The organism is Tessaracoccus yangjingae (assembly GCF_055326235.1).
Genome location: NZ_JBUZNN010000001.1, coordinates 244,882 through 257,205 on the forward strand (window position 1 = coordinate 244,882; position 12,324 = coordinate 257,205).

Here is a 12,324-nt window from a genome sequence, read left to right on the forward strand (position 1 = left end):
CTGCCGTCCCCCGCCCTGGCGCGCACCTCTCGTTGCCCGCCGTCGCCGTGTCCATGGGCATCCCTGCGCCCAGCCGCCCTGCCGTCCCCCACCCTCGCGCCCACCTCACGTCTCCGCCGTCGCCGTCTCCATGGGCATCACTGCGCACAGCCGCTTTCCCGTCCGACATCCCATCTGTGCCCCTCGTTCCGCTGGGGCTCCGTCCCCATGGGCAACAGGGGCTGGCATTCGCCGATCCCCAGGGGGAGTCCTAGGCTGTGGTGCCATGAGCGTCCCCAACGTGCTGGCCAACCGTTACGCCTCGCAGCAGATGCGCGACATCTGGGCCCCCGAGGCCAAGATCGTCTCCGAGCGGAAGCTGTGGCTGGCGGTGCTGCGCGCCCAGCGCGACCTCGGCGTCGACTTCGGCGGCGCTGACGCCGACGCGGTGATCGCGGCCTACGAGAGCGTCATCGACCAGGTGGACCTCGACTCCATCAACGCCCGCGAGCGGATCACCCGCCACGACGTGAAGGCACGGATCGAGGAGTTCAACGATCTCGCCGGGTTCGAGCACATCCACAAGGGCATGACCTCCCGCGACCTCACCGAGAACATCGAGCAGCTGCAGGTGCTCGACGCCCTGCGCGCCATCCGCGTGCGGGTGGTCGCGACGCTCGCGCAGCTGGCACGCCTGGCCACCCAGTACGCCGACCAGCCGCTCACGGGGCGCTCGCACAACGTGGCCGCGCAGCTCACCACCCTGGGCAAGCGGTTCGCGACGGCGGCCGACGAGCTGCTGGTCGGCCTGGCCCGCCTCGATGACCTCATCGCCCGCTACCCGGCGCGCGGGATCAAGGGCCCCGTCGGCACCGCGCAGGACATGCTGGACCTCCTCGGCGGCGACGCCGGCAAGCTGGCCGAGCTGGAGCAGCGGATCGCCGACGAGCTCGGCTTCGGCGCGGTCCTCACCTCCACCGGGCAGGTCTACCCCCGCTCGCTCGACTACGACGCGGTCACCGCCCTGGCGCAGATCTCCGCGGCACCGTCGAACGTGGCCACCACCATCCGCCTCATGGCCGGCCTCGAGCTGGTGACCGAGGGCTTCAAGGAGGGTCAGGTGGGCTCGTCGGCGATGCCCCACAAGATGAACACCCGCTCCTGCGAGCGCGTCAACGGGCTGGCTGTGGTGGTGCGCGGCTACGTGTCCATGGTGGGCGAGCTCGCCGGCGACCAGTGGAACGAGGGTGACGTGTCCTGTTCCGTCGTGCGCCGCATCGCGCTGCCGGACGCGTTCTTCGCGCTCGACGGCCTGTTCGAGACCTTCCTCACGGTGCTTGCGGACTTCGGCGCGTTCCCCGCCGTCATTGAGGCCGAGCTCGACCGCTACCTTCCGTTCCTCACCACCACGAAGGTTCTGATGGCCGCCGTCCGCAAGGGCGTGGGCCGCGAGGTGGCACACGAGGCCATCAAGGAGCACGCGGTTGCGGTGGCGCTGGATCTCCGGAAGGGGGCGCGCGCCAACGACCTGCTCGACCGGTTGGCCGGCGACGACCGGCTCGGCCTCACCCGCGACGAGCTGGGCGCCCTCGTGGTGAGCCCGCTCGAGCTGGCGGGGACAGCGCAGGCGCAGGTGTCGCGGGTGGCGGCGAAGGTGGCCGAGGTTGTCGCGGCCGATCCCGAGGCCGCCGCTTACCGCCCCGGTGCGGTGCTCTGAGCGGAGTTATCCACAGCTGAGGGTGCTCGCGGCGGAAATGACCCCGTCGCTTGGTTGAATGGGCCCCGACCTCATCGATCGGAGCGCCCATGCGACACCTTCTCGTGCCCCTCGCCGTCGTGGCGCTCGCCGTCGGGTGCACCCCCGACGTCACGCCGACGGCGTCGCCCACGGTGAGCGTGTCGCCCACGCCCTCCCAGAGCCCGTCGCCCACCCCCAGCCCCTCGCCGACGGCGGTGGAGTCGTTCCCGCCCGCCCCCGCGACGGAGTCGCCCGATCAGGCGGCGATTCGTGAAGCCTGGATGGAGTACTGGCGCATTCACCACAAGTTCACTGCCGACCCGACGTTGAGCGATCTGTCTGAGACCCAGCGCATTACCACCGGTGAGCAACAGAATCTGATCCTCGACTCGATCGCGAACTTGAGGGACGAGAAGCTCAGAGTCATCGGAGGGCTCGAGTTCCGCGAGATCGTCGTGGGGCAACCAGCAGTCAATGGCGAGGAACCACGGACTGCAGTCGTGGCTTATTGCCTTGACCGGCGGAACCTGCTCCTCGAGAACTACGGCACGGGCGAGAGGATCCAGGCTCCGGGTGCTCCCTTCTTTCGAGAGGAGACAACTCTGCAAGAAGGGCGTGATGGACGGTGGCGCGTCCTAATGATCCGTAATGAGGAAGCAGCGTGCTGAAGTACGCACAGGCACTCCTCGGCGGATTGCTCCTAGCTGTCACGGCAACCGGCTACGCAGCGGCCGAGGCCTCTTGCGTGTCATCAGATCAGGTAACTGGGCTCTGCGTGACTTGGGTCGACGTCCCAAGTGGCGGTGGCGGCGGTAGCGCAGGAGCGGGAGGCTCAACAGGCTCGAGCGGCGGCGAGCGGACCTGTTCATACGGTGGGCGCGAGATTCCCTGCAACTCCCCCTACGGCACGTGGAGCGGCGCCGCTCAGGGATGGTGCCGAGCGATGGACCCGCAGCCGCCGTTGACCGACCCGGCTTGGGAGGCCAACACGGAAGGGGCCGTCTACTCCTGCGTTCGACCCAACGGGTCTCTGGTGCCGGACCCCGGGATGTCGTTCACGCGCTGGCTGCCCGCTCCTCCCGATCCCATCACCCAAGCCGACGCCGAGGCCGCCGCTCGACGCGTGCTGGCGTCGATCGGGCTCGAGGCCATTGACCTCGGCATGCAGCCTCGCGGCGACACCACCGAGCGCATGGGGTTCGTCGGCTGGCACACCTGGCTGTGGGCGGACTCGCCGTCGGACAAGCAGTGGGGCCCCGTCACCGCGACAGCCACAGACTCCGGGATAGCCGTCAGGCTGACCGCGGGCGCCACGCGCGTCCAGTGGGACATGGGCGACGGCTCCACCGTCGCGTGCGGGAGGGGCACGGCGTGGTCCTCCGCGAGGACGCAGGGCGGGAAGAACATCGCCTCGCCGGACTGCGGCCACGTCTACGAGGAGGACGGCCGCTACACCGTCACCGCGACCTCCACCTGGTCCGTCAACTGGTCCGCGGCCGGCTTCACCGGCACGCTTCCGCTCCAGCTGAGCCGCTCCGCGGACGTGGTGGTGGGCGAGGTCCAGGCGGTGACGCTCCGGTGAACCGCAGGCCCGACCGCACACCACCGACGGCCGCGTGGCGGACCGGATCTCCCAGCCGTACACGGACCCGCTCACGCAGGGACCAGCGCGGCCTGGCTTTGTCGGTGTGGGCGTCGGTCTCGCTCCCGGCCTGCATCATCGCTGTCGGGCTGGGCGTCGACTTCGCCGGGCACACCACGGCCGAACAGGAGGCGCGGGCCGTCGCCGCCCAGGCGGCCCGGGCTGCGACCCACGAGATCCGCGTCACGCCGTCCGGCGCCACTCTCGACGTGGCCGCCGCCAAACGCGAGGCGGTCGGCTTCGCGCAGGCCGCGGGGTTCACCGGCGAGGCCCGCGTGGAGGGCGGCGAACGTGTCCACGTCACTGTCCGCGGCGCCTACGAGACTTTGTTTCTCGGCATCATCGCAGTCAACTCCATCCCCATCGAGGTGCAGGGCAGCGCAAGGGCGGTGACAACGGTCGACGGGGCGGAGGCCTGACGCGCGCTGTTCGCCCATGGCGATCATGGGCGGGGGTCGGGAATGAGCCGCCCCGTCATCCGGTTGGTGGTAGCAGCAAGGCCCCCGACGAAGGACCGACGATGACCGAAGCGGTAACCCGCCCCAAGCGCAACCAGGCCACCGGCGCCTGGGCCGATGGCGACAGGACGCCGCTGAACCCCAATGAGGTGTTCAAGCAGGCCGACGACGGGCTCAACGTCCGCGCCCGGATCGAGGAGGTCTACTCCAAGGAGGGCTTCGCCAGCATCGCGGGGGAGGATCTCCGCGGCCGCATGCGCTGGTGGGGCCTGTACACGCAGCGCAAGCCCGGGATCGACGGTGGCAAGACCGCCACTCTGGCACCTGAGGAGCTCGACGACGAGTTCTTCATGATGCGCGTCCGCTCCGACGGCGGCGCCCTGAGCAACGAGCAGCTGCGCGTCATCGCCGGCATCTCCACCGAGTTCGCCCGCGACACCGCGGACATCTCGGACCGCCAGAACATCCAGCTGCACTGGATCCGGGTGGAGGACGTTCCCGAGATCTGGCGCCGCCTCGAGGCCGTCGGCCTCACCACCGCCGAGGCCTGCGGCGACACCCCGCGCGTCATCCTCGGCTCGCCGGTGGCCGGCATCGCCGCCAACGAGATCGTCGACGGCACCCCGGCCGTGCGCGAGATCCTGGCCAACTACATCGGCAGCCCCGAGTTCTCCAACCTGCCGCGCAAGTTCAAGACCGCCATCTCCGGCAGCCCCAACCTCGACGTCGCGCACGAGGTCAACGACGTGTCCTTCGTCGGCGTCGTCCACCCCGAGCACGGCCCCGGCTTCGATGTGTGGGCAGCGGGCGGCCTCTCCACCAATCCGATGTTCGCCCAACGCCTCGGCGCCTGGGTGCCGCTGGAGGAGGTCCCCGAGGTGTGGAAGGGCGTCGTCTCGATCTTCCGGGACTACGGCTACCGCCGCCTCCGCAACCGCGCCCGCCTCAAGTTCCTCATGGCGGACTGGGGGCCGGAGAAGTTCCGTCAGGTACTGGAGACCGAGTACCTGGGCCGCCGGCTCATCGACGGCCCCCCGCAGGACTCGGCCGACCTCCGCCGCGATCACGTGGGCGTCAACGCCCAGGCCGACGGCAACTTCTGGGTCGGCGTGGCCCCCATCGCCGGCCGGGTCTCCGGCACCCGCCTGACCCGCATCGCCGAGCTGGCCGCCGAGCACGGCTCCGGCCGCATCCGCCTCACCCCCCACCAGAAGCTGCTCGTCCTCGACGTGCCCGGCGACAACGTCGAGGCCCTGGTGGAGGCGCTCGACGCCGAGGACCTGCCCGCGCGGCCGTCGGAGTTCCGCCGCGGCGTGATGGCCTGCACCGGGATCGAGTACTGCAAGCTGGCGCTGGTCGAGACGAAGGCGCGCGCCCGGCTCGTCGTCGAGGAGCTGGAGGCCCGGCTGCCCGATTTCGACGTGCCGTTCACCGTGCACGTCAACGGCTGCCCCAACGCCTGCGCCCGCACGCAGGTGGCGGACGTCGGGCTCAAGGGCATGGTGCAGACCGATGCCGACGGCAACCTCGTGGAGCTGTTCCAGGTGCACCTCGGCGGTGGCCTCGGCGCCTCGCCACAGCTGGCTCGCAAGACCCGCGCGCTGAAGGTCGCGGCGGCGGACCTGCCGGACTACATCGAGCGACTCGCCCGCACCTTCCTCGCGCAGCGGGAGGCCGACGAGCCCTTCGCGCACTGGGCCCACCGGGCCGACGAGGACCTCCTGCGATGAGCGCGGTCATCTTCCACTGCCCGTTCTGCGCGGAGGAGGACCTGCGCCCGGTGGAGGAGCCGGCCGGGGCCTGGCACTGCCTGGCCTGCGCGCGCGTGTTCTCCGTCACCCAGCACCGGGTGGCAACCGAGCACATACCGGCACGGATCGCCGAGGAGGAGGCCGCACACCATGGATGACCTGCACGCCATCGCCGACGAGGCGAACGCCCGATTCACCGCCCTCGAGTCGGACCCCGCCTACGCCGGCCACCTCGGCAAGGTCAAGCTGAGCCGCGAGGTGCTCCAGTGGGCTGAGCAGACCTTCGGCGCGGACGTCACCGTCGCCTCCTCGATGGGAGACGAGGTCCTCGTCGAGCTGATCGCGCAGTCCGCGCCCAGCCTGGACGTGTTCTTCCTCGACACCGGCTACCACTTCGCCGAGACGCTCGAAACCCGGGACCACTACGTCGAGCGCGTCCAGATCCGCACCATCCTGCCGCTGCTCACCGTCAACCAGCAGGACCAGGAGTACGGGGCCCGGCTCCACGACCGCGACCCGGACCTCTGCTGCGCCATGCGCAAGGTCGAGCCGCTCAACCGGGCCATCGCGGGCCACAAGGCGTGGGTCACCGGCATGCGCCGCGTCGACGCCCCCACCCGCACCGACATTACACTCGTCGGGTTCGACGAGAAGCGCCGCATCGTCAAGCTCAACCCCATCGCGGCCTGGGACGACGACGACGTGGAGCGCTTCGCGTTCGAGGAGGACGTCCACCTCAACCCGCTGCGCGAGCGCGGCTACGCGTCGATCGGCTGTGCGCCCTGCACGCGCCCCGTCGCCCCCGGAGAAGACCCCCGAGCCGGCCGTTGGGCCGGCAAGAACAAGACTGAATGCGGACTGCACACATGACACTGCCCCCCGAATACACCCTCGACCATCTGGACCACCTCGAGTCCGAGGCGATCCACATCTTCCGGGAGGTGGAGGGCGAGTTCGAGCGCCCCGTCATCCTCTTCAGCGGCGGCAAGGACTCCGTCGTCATGCTGCACCTGGCGCTCAAGGCGTTCGCGCCCGCGCCGCTGCCGTTCGCGCTGCTGCACGTCGACACCGGCCACAACTTCCCCGAGGTGCTGACCTACCGCGACGACACCGTCGCGCGCATCGGGGCCCGCCTCCACGTGGCCAAGGTGCAGGACTACATCGACGACGGCCGCCTCCGCGAGCGGCCCGACGGCACCCGCAACCCCCTGCAGACCGTCCCGCTGCTCGACGCCATCGAGGCCGGCCGCTTCGACGCCGTCTTCGGGGGTGGCCGCCGCGACGAGGAGAAGGCCCGCGCCAAGGAGCGCGTGTTCTCCCTGCGCGACTCGTTCGGCGCCTGGGACCCCCGCCGCCAGCGCCCCGAGCTCTGGGACCTGTACAACGGGAAGCACTCGCCCGGCGAGCACGTGCGCGTGTTCCCGCTGTCGAACTGGACCGAGCTGGACGTGTGGCGCTACATCGAGCGTGAGAACATCGCCCTGCCCAGCCTCTACTACGCCCACGAGCGGGAGGTGTTCCACCGCGACGGCATGTGGCTGACCGCGGGGGAGTGGGGCGGCCCGAAGGCGTCCGAGACCACGGTCTCGCGCGTGGTGCGCTACCGCACCGTCGGCGACATGAGCTGCACGGGCGCCGTCGAGTCCGACGCCTCGGATGTCGCGGGCGTGATCCTCGAGGTGGCCGCGTCGCGGATCACCGAACGCGGCGCCACGCGTGCCGACGACCGGCTCTCCGAGGCCGCCATGGAAGACCGCAAGAAGCAGGGATATTTCTGATGACGCACGACCTCCTCCGGCTGGCCACCGCCGGCTCCGTCGACGACGGCAAGTCCACGCTCGTCGGGCGCCTGCTCTACGACACCAAGTCGGTGCTCGCCGACCAGCTCGACGCCGTGGAGCGGGTCTCCCGCGAGCGCGGCCTCGAGGGCGCAGACCTGGCGCTTCTCACCGACGGCCTGCGGGCCGAGCGCGAGCAGGGCATCACCATCGACGTGGCGTACCGCTACTTCTCCACCGCCAACCGCTCCTACGTGCTGGCCGACACCCCCGGGCACGTGCAGTACACGCGCAACATGGTCACCGGCGCCTCCACCGCCGAGCTCGCGCTGATCCTGGTGGACGCGCGGCACGGAGTGGTCGAGCAGACCCGCCGCCACGTCGCGGTTACCGGGCTGCTGGGTGTGCGTCACGTCGCCCTGGCCGTCAACAAGATGGACCTGGTGGACTGGAGCCGGGAGCGCTACGACCAGATCGTGGCCGACGCCCGCGAGCTGGCCGCCCGCTTCGACATCGACGACGTCGTGGCGGTGCCGCTCTCGGCGCTGCTCGGCGACAACGTGGTGGACCGCTCCGCCAACACCCCGTGGTACGACGGGCCCACGCTGCTGGAGCACCTGGAGTCGGTCCCCGTGGGCACCGACCCGTCCGAGCAGCCGCTGCGCTTCCCCGTCCAGGTGGTGCTGCGCCCCCAATCGGGCGAGCACCGCGACTACCGCGGCTACGCGGGCCGCATCTCTGCCGGCGTGGTGCGCGTGGGCGACGAGGTGGCAGTGCTGCCGGGGGGTCGTACCACCACCGTCGTCGGCATCGACCAGGGTCAGGCAGACGGCTCGGTGCGGGAGCTCCAGCTGGCGTTCGCGCCGCAGTCGGTGACGCTTCGGCTGGCCGACGACATCGACATCTCGCGCGGTGATCTCATCGCGGACCCGAAGCGTCGCGGCTACGTCACGCGTTCCGTGGGCGGCACCGTCTGCGTCCTGTCGGAGCGCCCGGTGCGCCCGCGGGACCGGGTCCTGCTCCGCGCCGGCACCCGCACGGTGCGCGCCATGGTGGAGGAGATCATCGACCAGCTGGACATCGATTCGGTCGAGTACCGGCGGGCCCCGCAGGAGCTGCGCCTCAACGACATCGGCCGCGTCCGCGTCCGCCTGGCCGACGACCTCCCCATCGACGACTACCTGGAGCTTCGCCGCAGCGGCGCGTTCCTGTTGATCGACGACGCCGACGGCTCAACCCTGGCGGCCGGCATGGCCGACGCCCCTGACCGCTACGCGGGTGCCGACATCTGACCCTGCCGGATGGATGGGGGCCATCGGGACCCTGCCTCAGGTCGCTGCCGAACTCACGTTGGTTTCGACGCGGGCGCGCGTCGCTTCGCTCCTTGCGGCCCGGCTCAACCAGCGGGAAAGGACGGCCCGGGTCGCCCCGTTCCGACAGCTGGTTGAGCCGCGCCGAGCCGCCCCTTTCCGCTGGTTGAGCCGCGCCGAGCCGCCTGCGGCTCAGCGCGTGTCGAAACCGACCCGCACACGGTTTATGGACCCCGGGCCGGGTCAACCAGCGGGGAAGGGGCGGGCCGGCTCAACCAGCTGTCGAGGGCGGAGCCCCTACGCGTCAGCAGCGAGGCAGGACGTGAGGTGCGTGCGAGGGTGGGGGACGGCGGGGCGGCTGCGCGCAGTGATGCCCAGCCCGAGGATCGCCCAACTGGCGTCCCGCTTGAGCAGACCTGAGCCGGGGCCGCCGTGCCGGCACACGCCCGGGATGAACCACGCCACGGGCAGACGAGTGCAGGGAGACGTGGGACGAGGCCCGGGCGGCCTCAACTACCCGACCCCTGACCGGCCGGCGGCCGGGAGGAGAACGGTGGTCAAGGGCCGCACGGGCCTCGTGTCAGGGCTCCCGGCACCGGGGGCGGGTCGAGGGCCGGGTTCCCGGCACCGGGGCGGTGGGGGAGGTCAGATCACGCGGTGGCGATCCGGAACATCGCCCAGCTCACCGCCGGGAGCTCCGCCTTCAGGACGCCGTCGACGATCTCCGCGCCGTCGATCGCCCTCGGCGCGACCGAGGTCGAGTCCTGCATCGACGCCGCCCACGTGTGGTCCGGGTTCGACAGCTGGACCGCCTCGACGAGGCGCGCCTCCCCGAACGCCTTGAGGTTGACCTCCACCGGGGCCGCGCCCTCCATGCCTCGGTTGACCACGAACACCGCGACCTCGCCGGTCTCCGCGTCGTGCGTCGCGACGGCGTCGACGAGCGACACCTCGCCGTACCTGGCCGTCTCGTAGGTGCCGCTGTGGATCGGCACGTTGAGCACCGAACCCTTGGCGTACTTCGAGGTGAGGGCGAAGGGGTGGAACGTGGTCTGCTTCCAGGCCGGGCCGCCGGGCTCGGTCATGATCGGGGCGATCACGTTGACGAGCTGAGCCAGCGAGGCCGAGTGCACCCGGTCGGTGTGGCGCAGCAGCGAGATGAGCAGGTTGCCCACCACCACCGCGTCGGCCACGTTGTAGAGGTCCTCAAGGAGGCGGGGGGCCACCGGCCAGTCGTCGCCCTCGGACACCTTGGACTCGACGCGCTGCTGGTACCAGACGTTCCACTCGTCGAAGGAGATGTTGATCCGCTTGGTGCGCTTCGTCGCGGTCCGCACCGCGTCGGCGGTGGCGACCACGCCGTCGATGAAGTCGTCCATGTTGACCGCCGAGGCCAGGAACGAACCGAGGTCGCCGCCGTCCTCGTAGTAGTAGACGTGCGCGGAGATGAGGTCCACCACGTCGTAGGTCTCGGTCAGCACCACGCGCTCCCACTCGCCGAACGTGGGCATCTCGGTGTTGGACGAGCCGCACGCCACCAGCTCGAGGCCGGGATCGATCATCCGCATCGCGCGGGCCGTCTCGGCGGCGAGGCGGCCGTACTCCTGCGGGGTCTTGTGGCCGATCTGCCAGGGGCCGTCCATCTCGTTGCCCAGGCACCACATCTTGACCCGGTACGGGTCCTCGACGCCGTGGCCGCGACGCTGGTCGGCGAAGTGGGAGCCGGAGGGCACGTTGCAGTACTCGAGGATGTCCAGCGACTCCTGGATGCCGCGGGTGCCGAGGTTGATGGCCATCATCGGCTCGACGTCGGCCTTGGCACACCAGGCCATGAACTCGTTGGTGCCGAAGGTGTTGGGCTCGGTGGAGTGCCAGGCCAGGTCGAGGCGGGCGGGGCGGTTCTCCACGGGGCCCACGCCGTCCTCCCAGCGGTAGCCGGAGACGAAGTTGCCTCCGGGGTAGCGGACGGTGGAGACGCCGAGCTCGCGGACCAGGTCCAGCACGTCGGTGCGGAAGCCGTCCTCGTCGGCGGTGGGGTGGCCGGGCTCGTAGATGCCGGTGTAGACGCAGCGCCCGAGGTGCTCGACGAACGAGCCGAAGGTCCGGGGGCGCACGGGGCCGACGACGAAGTCCGGGTCGACGGTGATGCGGGTGTTGCTCATGGTGTGGGGTCTTCCTCAGGCGGGTGTGTGGGGCTCCCGGCCGGTGGGCCGGGCAAGGGAAACGGGGCGATCGGGTAGCCCGCGGGCTGCGCCCGATCGCCCCGTTTCAGAGGGATGGGAGAGCGACGACTACTCGCCGAGCTCGTTCTGCAGGTCAGACTGCGCCTGGTTCAGCGCGTCCTCGATCGGCACTCCGTTTTCGAAGATGTCGTTGAGGGTCTGGGTGTTGAGCAGGTTGTTCACCGAGGGCATGGAGCCGTTGGTGAAGGACTCCAGGTGGCCGATGCTGTCCTGGATCTCCAGGAGCGGCTCGAACGGGTTGTTCTGGAAGTACTTGACGAACTTGTTCTCCGGGTTGTGGGTGATTGTCTCGTCGGCCCACACCGCCGTGTTCAGCGGGTCGAAGCCCAGGAGCTCCCACGTGGCGACGTTACCCTCGGTGCCCAGCTTGGCCCAGGCGATGAACTCGGCGGCCAGCTCGGCGTTCTCGCCGTCCTTGATCACCGCGGTGCCCGTGCCGCCGCCACCGACGGAGACGTTGACCGGATCGTCGACGGTGGGCGGGGGAGCGATGGCGATCTTGCCGGCGAAGTCGGGCATGTAGGCCAGGTAGCGCGAGGTGAACCAGAACGGCATCACGGCGGCGGCGAAGTCGCCGTTGTTGTAGGCGCCGAAGGCCTCCTCGGTGTCAGGCTGGCCACCCGGGGGGACGGCGGCCGCGTTGGCGTCCTGCAGGCCCTTGAGGATGGTGAGCGCCTCGATCATCTCGGGGCTGTTGACGTTGACCTTGCCGTCGTCGGTGAAGTACTCGCCGCCGAGCTGGGCCAGCAGCAGGCCCTCCTGCCATGCGGCCGAGGTGTCGACGGTGCCGAGGTACTTGCCGGTGGCCTCGAAGTACTTGGCCCCGGCCTCCTGGTAGTCGTCCCACGTCTTGATCGTCGTGTAGTCGATACCGGCGGCGTCGAGCAGTTCGGTGTTGTAGAACGCGACGGTGGCGCCGACGTGGAAGTCGAGGCCGTACAGCGCGTCGTCCTTGGAGAAGAGGTCGAGGCGGGCCTCGACGATGTCGTCGCGGTACGGCGCGGCGGCCTCGGTGAGGTCCATCAGCGCCGGGGTGCCCTGGGTGAACTGCGGGAACTTGCCGGCCTCGATGTCCGAGATGTCCGGGGCGCCCTGGCCTGAGGTGAGCGCGATCTGCAGCTTGTTGTGCATGTCGTCGTACGGCATGACGTTGACGGCGATCTGGACCTTCTTGTCCGGGTTCTGCTCGTTCCAGATCTCGGCCATCTCGGTGTAGAACTGCGCGTGCAGCTCGACGAACGTCCAGAGCTCGAGCTCGGTGGCGCCCTCGACGGCCTCCTGGGTGATCATGGATCCCTCGGCGGTGGTTTCCGCGTCGGGCGTGGCGGTGTTGCACGCGGTCAGGGCCAGGGTGGCCATGCCCGCCGCAAGAGCCGCTGTCGCGAACTTCTTGAGTTTCATCTGGGGTGTTCCTTTCTTGTCCTC

Annotated in this window: 11 protein-coding genes; 9 read left to right on the forward strand and 2 right to left on the reverse strand. The window is 70.1% G+C overall.

The genetic code is table 11. The features are described 5' to 3' along the window. The first annotated feature begins 265 nt into the window (after nucleotides 1–265). From purB to cysN, 9 genes are all read left to right on the forward strand, one after another. Nucleotides 266–1,696, forward strand: a complete 1,431-nt coding sequence (purB, locus tag ACZK5D_RS01155) for an adenylosuccinate lyase (protein ID WP_463663963.1) — start codon at nucleotides 266–268, stop codon at nucleotides 1,694–1,696. An 89-nt stretch (nucleotides 1,697–1,785) separates the two neighbouring features. After that, a complete protein-coding gene (locus ACZK5D_RS01160; protein ID WP_463663964.1) occupies nucleotides 1,786–2,385 on the forward strand; it encodes a hypothetical protein in 600 nt (199 codons plus the stop codon). 275 nt (nucleotides 2,386–2,660) lie between these two features. Further along, the gene (locus ACZK5D_RS01165) at nucleotides 2,661–3,299 is read left to right on the forward strand and encodes a hypothetical protein (protein ID WP_463663965.1); all 639 of its coding nucleotides are present in this window, start codon (nucleotides 2,661–2,663) and stop codon (nucleotides 3,297–3,299) included. A 104-nt stretch (nucleotides 3,300–3,403) separates the two neighbouring features. Next, nucleotides 3,404–3,778 carry a hypothetical protein gene (locus ACZK5D_RS01170; protein WP_463663966.1) on the forward strand — a complete coding sequence of 125 codons (375 nt, stop codon included), beginning with the start codon at nucleotides 3,404–3,406 and terminating at the stop codon, nucleotides 3,776–3,778. A gap of 101 nt (nucleotides 3,779–3,879) precedes the next feature. Continuing rightward, nucleotides 3,880–5,547, forward strand: coding sequence for a nitrite/sulfite reductase (locus tag ACZK5D_RS01175; RefSeq protein WP_463663967.1), 1,668 nt, complete (start codon nucleotides 3,880–3,882; stop codon nucleotides 5,545–5,547). Continuing rightward, complete coding sequence (locus ACZK5D_RS01180; RefSeq protein WP_458994686.1) at nucleotides 5,544–5,726, forward strand: hypothetical protein; 183 nt, start codon at nucleotides 5,544–5,546, stop codon at nucleotides 5,724–5,726. Before ACZK5D_RS01175 ends, ACZK5D_RS01180 begins: the two co-directional genes overlap by 4 nt. Then, nucleotides 5,719–6,438 (forward strand): phosphoadenylyl-sulfate reductase, encoded by a 720-nt coding sequence (locus tag ACZK5D_RS01185; RefSeq protein ID WP_463663968.1) that lies wholly within the window; start codon nucleotides 5,719–5,721, stop codon nucleotides 6,436–6,438. The genes ACZK5D_RS01180 and ACZK5D_RS01185 overlap by 8 nt, the downstream gene beginning before the upstream one ends. Next, nucleotides 6,435–7,346 carry a sulfate adenylyltransferase subunit CysD gene (cysD, locus tag ACZK5D_RS01190; RefSeq protein WP_458994684.1) on the forward strand — a complete coding sequence of 304 codons (912 nt, stop codon included), beginning with the start codon at nucleotides 6,435–6,437 and terminating at the stop codon, nucleotides 7,344–7,346. The genes ACZK5D_RS01185 and cysD overlap by 4 nt, the downstream gene beginning before the upstream one ends. Continuing rightward, on the forward strand, nucleotides 7,346–8,638 hold the full coding sequence (gene cysN, locus ACZK5D_RS01195) for a sulfate adenylyltransferase subunit CysN (RefSeq protein WP_463663969.1): 1,293 nt from the start codon (nucleotides 7,346–7,348) through the stop codon (nucleotides 8,636–8,638). The genes cysD and cysN overlap by 1 nt, the downstream gene beginning before the upstream one ends. A 668-nt stretch (nucleotides 8,639–9,306) precedes the next feature. On the opposite strand, the gene arfA is transcribed toward cysN, so the two are convergent. Both arfA and ACZK5D_RS01205 read right to left on the reverse strand, forming a co-directional pair. Beyond that, on the reverse strand, nucleotides 9,307–10,818 hold the full coding sequence (arfA, locus tag ACZK5D_RS01200) for an arabinosylfuranosidase ArfA (RefSeq protein ID WP_463663970.1): 1,512 nt from the start codon (nucleotides 10,816–10,818) through the stop codon (nucleotides 9,307–9,309). A gap of 129 nt (nucleotides 10,819–10,947) precedes the next feature. Next, nucleotides 10,948–12,300 carry an ABC transporter substrate-binding protein gene (locus tag ACZK5D_RS01205; protein ID WP_463663971.1) on the reverse strand — a complete coding sequence of 451 codons (1,353 nt, stop codon included), beginning with the start codon at nucleotides 12,298–12,300 and terminating at the stop codon, nucleotides 10,948–10,950. Nucleotides 12,301–12,324 lie beyond the last annotated feature (24 nt).